Source organism: Saccharopolyspora indica (genome assembly GCF_027853965.1).
Lineage (GTDB): Bacteria > Actinomycetota > Actinomycetes > Mycobacteriales > Pseudonocardiaceae > Saccharopolyspora > Saccharopolyspora indica.
Genome location: NZ_JAQGLB010000003.1, coordinates 536,330 through 549,462, shown reverse-complemented (window position 1 = coordinate 549,462; position 13,133 = coordinate 536,330). Strand labels below are relative to the sequence as shown.

Here is a 13,133-nt window from a genome sequence, read left to right as displayed (position 1 = left end):
AGGAAAATAGCGGTTCATCCTCAACTCGAAACGCGTTTTTCGAGACCCTTTTACGGAGTATTACCACACCGGATTAACCTTCCCTGACCTGCGTTTTTGCAGCATTGAACCGGCGGCCTGCCACCGTAAATGACTTCGCTCGCGCTGTTGCAGTATCTTTCTTTTCCCCGTCGCTTCGTATAGGCCAATCATTGCGTGTGGGGCTGCCGGGTCAAGGGTGGGGCCCCAAAATCCACCGAAATTGTCCGGAGCTTGCGGAGGACAATTTCGGTGGATTTTGGGGTGCCCTTGACGCGGCAGCCCCACCCGTTAATACAATGAGGCCGCGAAGGGCCGGGGGAAAGGAAGAGAATGCTTTTATTGTTCGGAGCGAAGCGGAGAACAATGCCTCGTGTGTGACTGCGGGCGGGTGTGCACGGCCGCTCGGCCGGTGGTGGGCGGGCTCGCGCTCCCGGGGTCGGCTCAGTCGAAGGCGGCTCGCCGTGCCCGGGTGATGGGGTTGCGGCGGTGGGGTGGTGTGCCGGTTTGGCGGGCCCGGGCGTCTGGGTTGCCCGCTACACTGATCGTGTCCCGGTGCGCATGGGCTTTCAGCGGCCTTGCACGGCGCCGGGCATCGGCCACGCGGTTCTTGGCCGAGCCCACCGCACGGTGGGTAAGCCCTTCGGGGCTTCCGCGTCGGCACGGTGGGCGTGCCCGGCACAGCTGGGCACGCTTTCGCCGTTTCTCCTCCCTGCTTCGTTCTCGGCGCGTCGGGACGCCGGCGGCCCCTGCGTGGTTAGCGTCGGATGCGGTTTCGCATTCAGGCGCACCGTTGGAGGAAGGAGTGCGGCATGGCCGAATCCGCCACCACTGAGGGCAGGCGACCGCGCCGGTCGGCCCGGATCAGCCGACAGCTGGAGGAAGCCCGGCGCCGCAACGTGCAGCAGCTTGCGGAGCAGCGTGAGCGTGAGCGGCGGGTCGAGGGCGCGTTGCGGGAGTTCGTCGAAGCCGGGGACGCGATCGCGATGGAACGGGCGGCCTGCGAGGACAGGATCGCCGTGTTGCGCCGCAAGATGGAGGTCAAACAGGAGGAGTCCGAAGCTGCGGTCGCGGGGGAACGGGACCGGCAGGCTCGGGCGGCTCTGGAGATCCATGAGGCGGGCCGCACGGTGGAGCAGGTGGCCGACCTGCTGGAGCTCAGCGGTGAGAAGGAAGCCCGGAGGCTGATCGCCGCTGGCCGCCGCACCGGCGATGCTGACGCCGGTGGGCAACGGGAGGACAACGACGCCGGCGATGCCAACAGCGAGGAGCGGGCTGATTCAGCCGGGCCAGAATTGGGTGCCGGCGGGGAGACCACCGGGCTCGAGGCGGCGGGGACGCCGTGGCCCCAGGCCGTGGAAGACGGCCGGGTGGCCACGGCGGGCCCCTAGTGCTGGGCGTTGTTGCTGCGCCGGTTCGGTGGTCAGGCCCGGGTGGCGGGCCGTCCGTACATCACCGAGCGGGCCATGGCGGTCTCCCGCCGGTAGCCCCGCACCCACAGTGCCACGATGCCCGCGGCCCCGATGAGGACCAGTGGGAACGCCACGGCCCTGATGGGCTCGCCCTGGGCGAGGGCGGTGGCCAGCGGCAGCGCGACTGCCCCGATGACCGCGCCCAGCAGGCGCCGGCGTGCGGCGGCCGGGGCGAGCCAGCGGCGGGTCAGCCAGGCCGCGGCGAAGCCGCCCGCGGCGCCGATGACGGCAAGGACCGGGAATCCGGCCAGCCAGGCGCTGTCGTAGATGAAGGCCTGGCCGGTGATGATGTTGAGCAGGCCTGCGGCGGCGGCGCCGAGCAGCACGCCGAGTCCGGCGGCACCGCAAAGCCGGGCGAAAACCACAAACGCGCGGAACCTCATGTCGATCGACGATACGGCACCGCGGTAGTCGGTGCGGAATCGTCGGCGCGGGCCGCGCGCTCCGGTCCGCGCTCCGGTTCGCGGTCCGCCGTGGGCCGGTCGGAGCGGGCGACGGCGGTGCTCAGCCGGTGGCACGGCTGCCTCCCTCGTCGCGGTCGGTGAAGGCCGTACGGGCGCCGATCAGCGGTGTGGAGCGGTCGCGCAGCACGGTCCCGGGTGGCACCTCGACGACGTCGACGGAATCGGCCAGCTCTGACCATTGCCAGCGCGCGCCGGTGCGGCGGGCGTGTTCACGCCACCCTCGGCGGAGCACCTCGAGAGCCTGCTCGGCGTCGCGGCCGCAGGCCATGAACTCGAACGAGCCGGTGTGCAGGATCGCCAGGTAGGGGCCGTTCATCGTCGGCCGACCCGGTGGTCGGCCGCGGTGCGGCGGGCGGCGTCCTCGCGTAGCCGGGTCGCGAGCGCTCGCGGGTCGCGGAGGGCTTCGCGGAAGAACCGGAGATCGCGGCGCCAGGCGTCATCGCAGATCCCACACCGATGCCGGGTCGAGTCGGCGGGTGCGTGGAGGTCGGTCCATTCGCGGCGGCCTTCGCACAGCCAGCAGTCCGCGCGCCAAAAACCGCACAACGGCCATCCGGTGGAGAAGCCTTCGCTGGAGCATTCCGGGCATCCGCAGCTGGTGGCGGCAGCGGGCGGCCGGGAGGGGATCGGCGGTGCCTGCGGGACGAATGCCTGGGCGTAGGAGTTCACGAGATGGTCGAAGTGATCGGGGGCGGTCATGGTTCCTCCCGGTCGCGTGGGGTGACGGGATGGCCGGGGTGGCTGGTCAGGTGGAACTGACGGCACCGGGAGCAGTAGTAGGCGCGTCGTTCGCGCCGCTGCTGGTGGCCGTGCAGGGTCGCGAGGATCCGGCACTCCAGCAGGGCCAGTTCGGCGTCGCGGCGGGTCGGGTAGCTGCGTTTCGGGCAAGCCCGGCGGTGCTCGGGAGGCAGACCACCGCCGGTTCGCGGCGGCGTGCACATCGGACGGTTCCTTTCTCCGGCCGGTCGGCGAGGGGTACGGGTGTGGTGCGGCAAGACCGGGCCGGGCACTCGCTCGGGGGAACACGAGTGCCCGGCCGGGAGCGGGCAGCGGGCGCCGCTGGCGGGACGGCGCGCGCCCAGCTCCGCCACGGGGTCAGCGGAGGGCAACGGCTGGGGGCCGGATGAGGCGGTGGGTCCGGTGGAACCAGCACGACGCGGTGCCGGCGGCGAGGTCGGCGTCATGCTTTTCCAGCCAGTGCCGAAACAGCGGGTACCGGGCGTTGACGGTGTCGATGAGCCAGTCGTCGAGGTACTTGCCGACCGTGCGGTGCGTCCAGCACGCCGCGTCCCTCCAATAGGAATCGGGGGGAGGCATGAGCACGGCGAGGTCGTCCCAGGGGAACAGCCGCTCGCGGACCTGGTTGGCGACCCACGTGGCGAACCGCTCGCGCTGTGCGGGGTCGATCCGGGCGTGCGCGAGCGCGATGCGGACGAGTTCGGCTCTGTCCACGGTGTTTCCGGTGTCCTGGTCGGTGACGGTGGCGCGGGTGTACTCGACGAAATGGCGGGCGCAGGAAGCTCTGATGCTCTCCAGCGCTTCCAGCGCGGTGACACCGTCACGGACCTCGGTCCATTCGACACGGGCATCGGGGTTGTTGGTGACGTCGTCGTAGCGGGTGAGCTCGACGCTGTACATGGCTTCTCCCAAGCGAGATCCGGCCCGGCCCCGACGGCGTGCGGGGCCGGGCCGCGGTAACGGGTTCACGGCACGGGAGGGCGGGGCCGACCGGGTAGTGCGTCGCCGGCCCCGCTACGGAGATCAGAACGGCGGCGTCTCACCGGCCGCGGCGGCCGCTGCGGCGGGCTCAGCGGCCCACGGGTCACTTTCGGGCTGGGCGTTGCTGCTGCGGGTGACCTTGTTGACCTTGGCGGTCGCGTAGCGCAGGGCCGGGCCGATCTCGTCGACTTCCAGCTCGAAGACGGTGCGCTTCTCGCCTTCCTTGGTCTCGAAGGAGCGCTGGCGCAGCCTGCCCTGCACGAGCACCCGCATGCCGCGGGTCAGCGACTCGGCCACGTTCTCCGCCGGCTGCCGCCAGATGTTGCAACGCAGGAAGAGGGCCTGGCCGTCCTTCCACTCGCCGCTCTGGCGATCGAAGGTCCGCGGCGTGGAGGCGACCGTGAAGTTCGCGACCGCGGCACCGGAGGCGGTGAAGCGCAGCTCCGGGTCGGCGGTCAGGTTGCCCACAATGGTGATACCGGTTTCGCCAGCCATGATCTTCTCCTTACGTGACAACATTAATTTCGTGCAGATCAAGTGATTTCGAATTCAGCGGAACCCGAATCAGATCAACCACTGACAGCCGGTCGGCTGTTCTTGTTGCGGTCGATCTGCGGCTTGCCCAGCGGTGAGGGGCGGTTGTGTCAAGCCGCGCATTTTGGCTTGATGCAACCGCCCCTCACCGCTTTTCTTGGAGCAGATCGGGCGCAACAAGAGCACCCGGGGACGCCCCGAGCCCCAGCACCTCCAGGTGCCGTCCGAACCCCGGGGCAGGCCGTGCTCCTCGGATCAGGGATTCACCGGAGGCGCACCGGTGAGCAGCTGCTCGGCCTTGAGGGCGGCCTCGCGGACGGTCGGCCGAAGCACCTCGCGAGGGTCGAGCCCTGCGTCCGTGGCCGTTTGAAGCATCCACCCCAGCATGTGCTCCGGAGCGTCCTCAGCGATGCGGGTCAGCGCCGCCCGCACCAGACCACCTTCGCCGCGCAAGAACGCCGAGACCGCCAGCAGCGCCAGGGGCTCGGCCACCTCCGGCGCGGGTGCCTTGCGGGCCAGGAGCATCCACAGCTGTTCGGCGGCGCCGGCCGAGTCACCCACCGCGGTGCTCATGGCCAGATCGCGCACCTCGGTGTCGGCCACCGCGACCTGCACGCGCAGCAGCTCCTCGTCGGTGAGCGCCTGTCCGGCGGCGATGCGGTCGACGGCGCCGAGCACGATCCGCAATCCCTCGACCTCGCTGATGTCCTCAACGGACTCGTTGAGCAGGACCTCCAGGCGCTCGGTGAAGCGGGCGACCTCGTCGATGTCGGGGGCGATCAAGGCCGCGATCTCCTCCCGGCTGCCGAAGGTCACCGAGCCCTGCATCGCCATCGCGGCGGCGACAGCCGAGGACTTCGGGTCCGGCACCGTGCCGGTGCTGTGCGGATCGTCGTAGTGCTGCCACCGCTGGCCCGCGGCGATCGTCGGGACGTACATCGAGTACGTGGCGATCCGGGCTGCCCCGAGAAGGGTTTGGAGGATGGTGATCAGCTCGGCGTGCGGCAGCTGCTGGTCGGAGGCCGGGGGCTGGCTGCCGGTGTTGTGGGTGCAGCTGCGGCACGAGGTGGCGGTGCACGTGCCGGTGCCCTCGGTGACGACGAACAACATCGCACGGTCGAGCCGGCACCTCCCGAGAGGGCCGGTCAACAAGCCCGTGGCGAAATTCTGGTACTCGCTCGGGCACGGCAAATCGGTCCGTGCCATGAGACCCACTTCCAGCTGGCCTTCCGATTCCTTCAGGGTCGCCACAACAAGCGACTCGGCCGGGTAGAACCCCAGAAGAGCGGGGATCGCTGCCAGCATTTCTGCTGGGGTGTCCATGCGCGCAATGACTTCGGTGTCGCCGGACATGTGCTGCCTCCTGTGCTGCTGATCGGACGTCGCCGACCGCTCACCCAGTCGCCTCGCCGGTGTCGAACCGGCTCGTGCCCGGGTGGGCTGTCGATCTGCGTCCCGCGGATCAGCCCGGGCTCACCGGTGCAGGGGTGCGCGCAGCGCATCGCGCAGCGACGCCGCAGGCGCCCCTGCGGCGGTGGGCCCGGGCTGATGGTCTTCGAGCAGATCGAGGGCCCGGCGCAGGAGCCCGGTCAGGAAGCAACCCCGCTCCACCGCCCATCTAGTCCGATGTGGGCGGTGGGCTAGACGCGCGGTCAGGTCCTGGTGATGGTGCGGGGGTGTTGGCTGCCCCAGCGCAGGCCGTCGCGGATGGTGCGCTCGGCCTCGGCCGCGGTGAAGTCGTCGACGCCGATGTGCCGGGCTGCCGCTTGCTGCAGCGCCGCGGCGGCGGTGGGTTCGTCGAGTTCGCCGCCACTGACCAGCCGTCCGAGGCTGCCGGCGGCCCGCAGCAGCGTGTGGTGGCGGGTTCCGGTGCCGGCGAGGGCGACCGCGGTAGTTTCCCGCTCGACGACGGCGCGGACGTAGGCGCTGGCCCGCGCAGAGGGCAGGGCGAGTTCGGCCGGTTCCGGCGCCGGTGGCGGGGTGAGGCCCTCCACCAGCCAGTCGGGCAGCGCCGCGATCGGCGCGGCGTGCCGCACCACGTAGAGCCCCTCACCGGCCAGCACGGAGCCCGCCGCGACGACGTAGCCGCCGTGGCCGCGGGAATCGACGCGCCAGCCCAGACGACCGACCGTGCAGCGCAGCTCGCTCTCCGGCGGCACGGCGAAGTACAGGTGACTCCCGCCCCGCGGGGTGTCCACGGTGAAGGTGTCGGGGAAGGGCTGTCCGGCCGCGGCGGCCAGGCGGGCGAGCACGTCCTGGCCGCCGCGGGCACCGGCGAAGTCCTGCGGGGGCGGCTGGCCGTGGCCGTCGTCGAGGTCGATCACGTGCAGGCCGCTGGGCCCGGTGGCGATGCCGATGTTGAAGGGTGCCTGCGCCCACCACCGGCGGATCTGGGTCTCGTCGCGAGTGGCGGCCTGCTCCCACGCGCTGACGGCCGCGGCCTTCGCACCGGGCCGCAGCGGGATCACCGCGTGCCCAGCGGCGGTGGCGTCCAGCGCGGCCTTCAGCAGCCGCGGCGGTGTGACTTCGGCGGCGGCCGCGATGTCGGTCGGACTCGGACTGCTCATGGCGAATCGTCCTCCCTCGTCCACGGTAGGGCCGGTCGTACCGGGGGCGTCGCACGCAACGCGCCCTGTTTCCAGGCCTCCCGGCGGACCAGGCGGCCCAGCCACGGCGGGGACGGCGGGAACGTCCCGGTGCCCTCCTCAGGGACGAGACCGTTGACGGTGAGCTCCCAGTAGTCCCCGCGCGGACCAGCGGGCGCGGATTCGCTGCGCGAGACCACCGTGATCACTACGTCGCCGACGGTGCGCACGACCGCAGTGACCTCGATCCCGAAGGGAACCCGGGTCGGAGTCTCCAGCTCCCGGAAGTGCAGGCGCACCGGGGCGGCGGGCAGCGCGCGGGCGACTTCGGCCAGCACGGCACGCGCGTGATGCCAGGCACCGCAGTCACCGGGGGCATCGTCGCGCACCGGGATATTGGCCTCGACCTCCGGCAGCACGTAGCTGCGCCGGTAGTCGTGCCAACCGAACATCCGTGGATGGCCGGTGCCGGGCAGGGGCGTGATCGTCATGGGGTCCTCCAGGAAGAACCGGGCAAGATGGCGGTTCGATCAGGGCTGGGCTGGTGTGCCGCGATGAACGCGGTGGATCCGCGGCGGCGTGATGATCGTGGTCGTGCCGAAGCCGGTGCGGGCGTAGAAGCGCTCGCCGACGGCGATCACATCGCCGGCTACCAGCGACCGGGTGGCGTGCCGCTGGTAGCCGACGGTGCGCACATCGGGGTCCGGGCCGTCGTCGATGGTGCATACCCGGAAGGTCTGCTCGGCGAGCTGGGCGGCGGTGAGCGTGGAGGTGGTGGAGTAAGAGAAGACCTCCACCACGACGTGACCGACGCGATAGCCCGTCCGGGCGGCCTCGGACGCGACGTTGTGAAAGACCCGCACCCGCACCGGCCGGTGCGGTGGGGACGGTGCCCGCTCGGCTCCGGTTGTGGTGTGTTCGTGGGACAGGGCCTGCGCGGCGGCGCCGAACTGCTCTCGCGCCGCCAAGACCGCTGCCGCGCGGGCGCCGCTGGGCTGGCACGCGGCGCCGCCGAGCAACCGCATTGCCCGGTCGGCGTGCTCGAGTGCGCTGCGCAGCGCGTCGTCGCTGGAGTCCTGCTGGTCGGGAAGTGGGAAAGGCCTGAACATCGGGTTCCTCCGGGGGTTCAGCTGTCGTCGCTCTTCCCGCCCCGGCCCTCAATTCGCGCGATGATCGCGTTGAGCAAGGCCGGGAACTTGAAGAGGGCCATGAACGCGGCGATGACAACGATGAAGGCCAGGAAGGGCTCGATTTCGTTCCACATAGGACGATTCCTTGTCGGATACGGGGTCGTTGAGGTGCCGTTGGATCGCCGGCCTTGACCTGGGCGGGTGCTGGTGAGGCGCTGCTGGTAGATCGCTCGTCGCGACGTCGGCCATCGCTCCGCGGACACGAGGTCCGTGGTGATGGCCGGTGAGGTTCGGGCCGCGCAGCCACGGCGGAAAGTCGGCCTTCGCCTGCAGTTAGGACGGCGTGCCGTCGTCGAACGGCTCCAGGAGGCTGTAGGCCTGCTCCAGGTTCGTCGTTCCCGAAGAAGCCCGGCAGGCCTCAAGGAACTCGGGGAGTCGGGCGCGTGGGAGCCAGCCGCGCTGTGCCACGACGAACCCGGGGTCGCCCCACCAGCCGGTCAGCGGGTCGTCGCCGTCATCCCAGGCCGCGCGCTGTGCGCTGGATCCGACCTCGTCCGCCCGCGCGAGTCGCTGCTCCGGCGAGCCCGAGGCCTGATCGGTGAGATCGCGGTAGGTGTTCAGGTGACGCAGCATCTCCTCGCGGGTGCCGATCACGGACGGCGGCCCGTCGGCGATCCCGCGCCACTCGGCGTACAGGTCGAGGTTCCGGGCGGCTTTGATGATGTGGCCGCCCATCAGCGGTGCCTCATCGTGTTGCGTTGCGGGGCGGTGGGCTCGCGCACCGCCTGCACGTCCTCGGGCAGGTCGAGAACGCCGCGGTCGGGCAGGCGGTGCGTGTCTGCCGCGAGGACGGCGCGGGCACCGGCAGGCGCAGCGGGTCGGGGCATCGTTAAGCCTCCCTGCTGGTCCATTGTGGACCACAGTGGTTGTGGGGGTGTTAATGCAGGTGGGTGCGGTCGCAGTCGGCTCGGTGGGTCTCCAGCCAGTACCGCGCCCCGTCGAGGTGGCCGGAGGCCTCCAACACGGCGACCAGCGCGTTGACCTCGGTGCAGCACATGGCCTGGGCCAGGTAGTCGGCGACCAGCCCGTTGTCGAAAACGTGAGCGAAAACGGCTGCCGGGTCGTAGTGCGAAGGCAGGTCGGTGGTGGACATCGGGCCTCCGGTAGAAGGCGGGAAAGGGAACGGCCGTGGCGCCAGGACCGGTGTGGGATCGGTGCCGCCGGTGTTCCTGGCGGCGCCGATCCCGTACGGCGGCGTCTCAGCTGGACAGGCGGGTGCCGTTGACCCGGACCACGACGCCCGGGTCGGCGTCGACGGTGTCGATGTCGAGGGTCACCGTGCCGTCGGCGGAGGAGGCGGTGAGAGTGAGGCGACCGAGGTCCATCGCCGGACGACGGGCGGGACGGGCCAGCCACAGCTCCGGGCTCGCCGGGTGGTGATCATCGCGGTCCTGCACCCGGGTCGCGAACAGGCCGGAGGTGCCGGTTTCCAGCGCAGTGATCTCGTCGGTGCTGGGCAGCTCCGCGGAGAAGATCCCTTCCTCGCCGCCGCAGCCGTCGTCGTCGGACTCCCAGAAATTGCCTGGGCGTTCGGCGCCGATCGCTGCGGTCAACAGGAACTCAATGCGAAGGAGCAGAGCCGCCCAGTCATATCCATCGCCAGTGCGGTAGTACTTCAACTCGTTGGGCAGGCGGTTCTTGGCGTTCCACAACGTCGCGGTGGTGCCGCTGCGGACGGCGTGCAGCAGGAACCCGACCGGCTCGACTTCGCGGTCGCGGGTGTTGATCTCGATCACCTCGGCGTCGGGGAACACGTCGCGGACCAGACGCGCGACTTCGGCCATGGCCGCGTGGTGCAGCTGTTCCTGCGCGTCGTCGAGGGTGCGGGTGGCGCGGTCCAAGGCCGTGGACATCGGGAAGTCTGGGTGCATCGCGATCAACGTGGTGTTCCTTTCAGTGGGAGGTACTGCGCCGGGGCCTCGGCTCCGGCGCGCTGGTCACCGCCACGAATAGAGCGCGAAGCTCCCCGAAAAACGGATGCCTTCGGGGGCGCGGGGCGGATGTCCCGTAAAGACCTGCGCTCACGGGCGGCGGACGAAGAGAAACTGGTCAGGCCAGGTGGTAGACCAGTCGGGCAGGTCCCGGTCGGATGTCGTCGAGGGACACCGTGATCGGGGTACCGGGCGGGAGCGGGAAGTCGCTGCAGATGTGCACGACCGGGAACCCGTCCTCGCCGGGGAAGACCGCGGTGGTGAGCCCGAGGGCGTCCAGGCAGTAAGTCAGCGGGATTGCGTTGTCCACGTCCTCCTCGAGGACGCGGACCGTGGCCAGGCGCAGGTCCGCCTCACAGGGGCCATCGGTCCGAACGAGGGCGCTGGTGATCGCGAAACCGCGCTGGTGGTCCTGGTCATCACCGCGGACTGGGGCGTCGCGGACTTCGCTGCCGTAGTACATCGCCACGACCTGCGCGGCGGTGAGACCACGGGGTGAAGCGGGCAGGTCATCGCGCTCATCGCGGTCGTCGGGCCAGTCCTCGCGGACCATCTCGGCCAGGTGCTGCAGCGCTTGGCCGTAGGTCAGGAACAGCCTGCGCTCGTCGACGCCGGAGCGGCACCACCAGTGCAGCGTCCACACGGTCAGCCCCGGCGGGGGCACGATGAGCACGCTGCTGCCCTCGGCGGTCGGCGGGGGCGTGCTGGCCGGGGTCATGGCGTGCCTCCCCGTGCCGGGCTGTTCTCGCCGCACCGGTCCCACCACCGCAGGCCGGTGCGCCGCGCGACGTCCCGAAGGACGGGGGCCTCCCCCTCGCAGGCAGCGGCCAGCAGAACCGACAGCTCACTCATGGCGAAATTCCTTCCTGCACAACGGGAATAAGGAAATGCAGGCAGCAACATCCGGCACCGTGGCGAGACGACGGGGCGCCGGGCAGTGCGCTACCCTGGGCGTGAAAGCGCCCCTGATCGGGTCCTTTCATTCGGAAAAAGCGAGTTCCGGCGAATCCGTTGGTCGCGTCCCGGCAGGTTACGGCCGCGAGCTCTTTCGGGAGCGGTTCGCCGGGCCTCCCAGCCTCGCGGTGCCGGCGAGGGTGGGAGCCCACAACTCAGGCTGCCAGCAGCAGATCGAAGACCTGCTGCTTCTTCTTCCTCACGTCGTCGCTGCTGATCACGCGGGTGGCACGCACCAGCTGACTGCTGGCCGGGGCTTCGCGGTCGAAGTACTCGGCGAAGGCCTGCGCGGCGGCCCACTGGCTGCCGCAGATGGACTTCTGGGTCGGCGCCGAGGCCCACAGCCGCACGAGCTGGCTGTGCCGGCGCCGGTGGTTGCCCAGGGTCCGCGAGCTGGGGTTGGCATCCAGCGGCCAGACGGTGTGGATGATCTCCTCGAACTCCCGGAGCGTCATCTCGGTGTTGAGCATCCGCGTCGCCTCAGCCTCGAAGGCTTCGGCGTAGCGGTACATCAGGCCCAGTTTCGAGCGGATCTCGGCGACGTTGATCTCACTCTTGCTGGTGTGGCGGATCGCTACCGAGCTGACGTGGTTGCGGATCGCGTAGGGCAGCTGGTTGCCGCACTTGATCCGGTAGGGCACGAGCATGACCCGAAACGCCGAACTGCCGTCGTGGGAGTTGAACACCACGAGGTGCAGCTCGTGGTGGTCGAATCCGCCCACACGCATGGTGCCGGGCAGCTTCATGGTGACGAAGGTGTGGCGGCCGCGCTTGAGCTGGCCGGCCTCGGCGACGCCGGCTGCCCCGGACTCGGCGACGAGCGTGTCGATGAGATCGGCGGAGTCCTCGTTCTGCTTGACGCCATACCCTTCACCGACGGCCGACAGGTAGCGGGTACGCCCGGTGCGGGGGTCGTCGGCGACGAGCATGACCTGCTCGGGGTTGTCGATGCTGGTCACCCCGTGCTCGGTGATCTCGGCGGCGGACTGGCGCAGCTTGCGGATGTTCCAGTCGGCCAGCCCCGCTCGAGTGAGGGCGTCGCGGGCGTTGCGCGCGCCGGTGACGGTGGTGCCGACCTGCGCCCAGGGCGTGGTCCGGGTCGGGTCCAGCGGAAGCAGCGTGTCGTACATGTCCGGTCCCTTTCGCTCGGAAAATGAGCGCGACGCCGGGCTGGTCAGGCCCGACGTCACGTAGCTGGTGGTGCCGGCCCCGGTTTTCTCGGTGGGGCGCACTCCAGGCGGCCCCGCCGCCGGGCGGGGGTCAAGCGCGCGTTTTTCGCGCTTGAGACTCGTCCGCGCGGTGGGGCAGAGTGCGGCGCCCTCACCGAGCACCGGGTGCCGGTGCCCCCTTTTTCCCTGTTCCAGCAGGAAAGTCAGTCAGCGTCGCGGGCGGCTTCGAACAGCTCGTAGGCCAGTTCCTCGGCTTCCTCGGGGGTACTGGCGAGGACGAGCTCGCCCACGCGCTGGGCCGTCTCGTCGCCGGTGTCGTCGTCGTAGGCGGAGATCTCGCCGCGCAGGACGGCGGCGATCTGTGTGGCGCCGCACCGGGTGTTGTCGCGCAGGCCGAACACGGTCCACCGCCGTCGGCCCGACCGCAGTTCCTCAGCGACCGCGTCAGGCTGGTGGCCGGGGTCGATCCCCAGCTCGATGAACCAGCGCTCGAGGGCGGGTACCACCTCTGCGCCGGGCCAGCCGCCGTCGCCCTCCTCGAGGACCTTGACGGTGGTGAACAGACTCATGATCGCGGCGCCCTCGGTGGTGTCGGGGTCGATCCGGTCAGGAGCGGTGTCGGTGTCGTTGCTCATGGTGGCTCCTTCACTCGGAAACAGCTCAGCGCGGGCAGGGAATGGTCAAGTCCCTGCCCGCGCCGCGGATGGCTGTCGTGCCGGCGCCGGGTGAGCGCCGGTGGATGGGGCTAGCCGAGGTTCAGGTCGCCGTGGATGTCGCCGTTTTCGTCGGCGTACTGAGCGCCCAGGTCGTTGGCGGCCGGATCGGTGTTGATGTTGGTGACGGCGCCCTTACCGTCCTTGCCGGCGTGGCGGCGGACGGTGCCCTTGCCGCTCTGGATGACGGTCTCGGAATCGTCGTGGTTGGTGTTGCGGTGGGTCACGGGATCGGTCCTTTCACTCGGGTTCGGTGGATCTCCGCCGGTGGCGCGCAGGGAGGCATGGTCAGCACCCGTGCGCATCCGCGGCGGGGTCGGTCGCCGCGGATCAGCACGCGGCGGTGATCAGCGGGGAGGGGAGGCAGGCGAGAGCTCTGGCCGG

At 70.3% G+C, this 13,133-nt stretch carries 20 protein-coding genes; 1 reads left to right on the top strand and 19 read right to left on the bottom strand.

Annotated elements, in window-relative coordinates; genetic code table 11:
- The first annotated feature begins 830 nt into the window (after nt 1-830).
- Nucleotides 831-1,409 carry a hypothetical protein gene (locus tag OU416_RS09985; RefSeq protein WP_270926592.1) on the top strand — a complete coding sequence of 193 codons (579 nt, stop codon included), beginning with the start codon at nt 831-833 and terminating at the stop codon, nt 1,407-1,409.
- A gap of 32 nt (nt 1,410-1,441) precedes the next feature.
- Here the strand turns inward: OU416_RS09985 and OU416_RS09980 are convergent, their stop codons facing one another.
- The 19 genes from OU416_RS09980 to OU416_RS09890 form a co-directional block, all read right to left on the bottom strand.
- A complete protein-coding gene (locus tag OU416_RS09980) occupies nt 1,442-1,873 on the bottom strand; it encodes a hypothetical protein (RefSeq protein ID WP_270926591.1) in 432 nt (143 codons plus the stop codon).
- Between the two features lie 121 nt (nt 1,874-1,994).
- Nucleotides 1,995-2,270: a hypothetical protein gene (locus OU416_RS09975; RefSeq protein ID WP_270926590.1), complete on the bottom strand. Its 276-nt coding sequence runs from the start codon at nt 2,268-2,270 to the stop codon at nt 1,995-1,997.
- A complete protein-coding gene (locus OU416_RS09970) occupies nt 2,267-2,653 on the bottom strand; it encodes a hypothetical protein (protein WP_270926589.1) in 387 nt (128 codons plus the stop codon). Before OU416_RS09970 ends, OU416_RS09975 begins: the two co-directional genes overlap by 4 nt.
- A complete protein-coding gene (locus tag OU416_RS09965; protein ID WP_270926588.1) occupies nt 2,650-2,895 on the bottom strand; it encodes a hypothetical protein in 246 nt (81 codons plus the stop codon). Before OU416_RS09965 ends, OU416_RS09970 begins: the two co-directional genes overlap by 4 nt.
- Nucleotides 2,896-3,049: 154 nt before the next feature.
- A complete protein-coding gene (locus tag OU416_RS09960; RefSeq protein ID WP_270926587.1) occupies nt 3,050-3,592 on the bottom strand; it encodes a hypothetical protein in 543 nt (180 codons plus the stop codon).
- Between the two features lie 123 nt (nt 3,593-3,715).
- Entirely contained in the window at nt 3,716-4,168 is a 453-nt protein-coding gene (locus OU416_RS09955; RefSeq protein WP_270926586.1) for a single-stranded DNA-binding protein, read from the bottom strand.
- A 294-nt stretch (nt 4,169-4,462) separates the two neighbouring features.
- Nucleotides 4,463-5,512: a DUF4192 domain-containing protein gene (locus OU416_RS09950; RefSeq protein ID WP_270926714.1), complete on the bottom strand. Its 1,050-nt coding sequence runs from the start codon at nt 5,510-5,512 to the stop codon at nt 4,463-4,465.
- A gap of 347 nt (nt 5,513-5,859) precedes the next feature.
- Nucleotides 5,860-6,774 carry a bifunctional DNA primase/polymerase gene (locus tag OU416_RS09945; RefSeq protein ID WP_270926585.1) on the bottom strand — a complete coding sequence of 305 codons (915 nt, stop codon included), beginning with the start codon at nt 6,772-6,774 and terminating at the stop codon, nt 5,860-5,862.
- Nucleotides 6,771-7,283, bottom strand: coding sequence for a hypothetical protein (locus OU416_RS09940; RefSeq protein WP_270926584.1), 513 nt, complete (start codon nt 7,281-7,283; stop codon nt 6,771-6,773). Before OU416_RS09940 ends, OU416_RS09945 begins: the two co-directional genes overlap by 4 nt.
- A gap of 39 nt (nt 7,284-7,322) precedes the next feature.
- Nucleotides 7,323-7,901 (bottom strand): hypothetical protein, encoded by a 579-nt coding sequence (locus OU416_RS09935; protein WP_270926583.1) that lies wholly within the window; start codon nt 7,899-7,901, stop codon nt 7,323-7,325.
- A gap of 17 nt (nt 7,902-7,918) precedes the next feature.
- Entirely contained in the window at nt 7,919-8,056 is a 138-nt protein-coding gene (locus OU416_RS09930) for a hypothetical protein (RefSeq protein WP_270926582.1), read from the bottom strand.
- 199 nt (nt 8,057-8,255) lie between these two features.
- Nucleotides 8,256-8,657 carry a hypothetical protein gene (locus tag OU416_RS09925; RefSeq protein WP_270926581.1) on the bottom strand — a complete coding sequence of 134 codons (402 nt, stop codon included), beginning with the start codon at nt 8,655-8,657 and terminating at the stop codon, nt 8,256-8,258.
- A complete protein-coding gene (locus OU416_RS09920; RefSeq protein ID WP_270926580.1) occupies nt 8,657-8,809 on the bottom strand; it encodes a hypothetical protein in 153 nt (50 codons plus the stop codon). Before OU416_RS09920 ends, OU416_RS09925 begins: the two co-directional genes overlap by 1 nt.
- Before the next feature lie 50 nt (nt 8,810-8,859).
- The gene (locus tag OU416_RS09915) at nt 8,860-9,075 is read right to left on the bottom strand and encodes a hypothetical protein (RefSeq protein WP_270926579.1); all 216 of its coding nucleotides are present in this window, start codon (nt 9,073-9,075) and stop codon (nt 8,860-8,862) included.
- Nucleotides 9,076-9,181: 106 nt separating this feature from the next.
- Nucleotides 9,182-9,853, bottom strand: coding sequence for a hypothetical protein (locus tag OU416_RS09910; RefSeq protein ID WP_270926578.1), 672 nt, complete (start codon nt 9,851-9,853; stop codon nt 9,182-9,184).
- Nucleotides 9,854-10,031: 178 nt separating this feature from the next.
- Nucleotides 10,032-10,631 carry a hypothetical protein gene (locus OU416_RS09905; protein ID WP_270926577.1) on the bottom strand — a complete coding sequence of 200 codons (600 nt, stop codon included), beginning with the start codon at nt 10,629-10,631 and terminating at the stop codon, nt 10,032-10,034.
- Nucleotides 10,632-11,022: 391 nt separating this feature from the next.
- A complete protein-coding gene (locus OU416_RS09900; RefSeq protein ID WP_270926576.1) occupies nt 11,023-12,099 on the bottom strand; it encodes a DUF932 domain-containing protein in 1,077 nt (358 codons plus the stop codon).
- Nucleotides 12,100-12,239: 140 nt separating this feature from the next.
- Entirely contained in the window at nt 12,240-12,671 is a 432-nt protein-coding gene (locus tag OU416_RS09895) for a hypothetical protein (RefSeq protein WP_270926575.1), read from the bottom strand.
- A 110-nt stretch (nt 12,672-12,781) separates the two neighbouring features.
- Nucleotides 12,782-12,976 carry a hypothetical protein gene (locus tag OU416_RS09890; RefSeq protein WP_270926574.1) on the bottom strand — a complete coding sequence of 65 codons (195 nt, stop codon included), beginning with the start codon at nt 12,974-12,976 and terminating at the stop codon, nt 12,782-12,784.
- Nucleotides 12,977-13,133 lie beyond the last annotated feature (157 nt).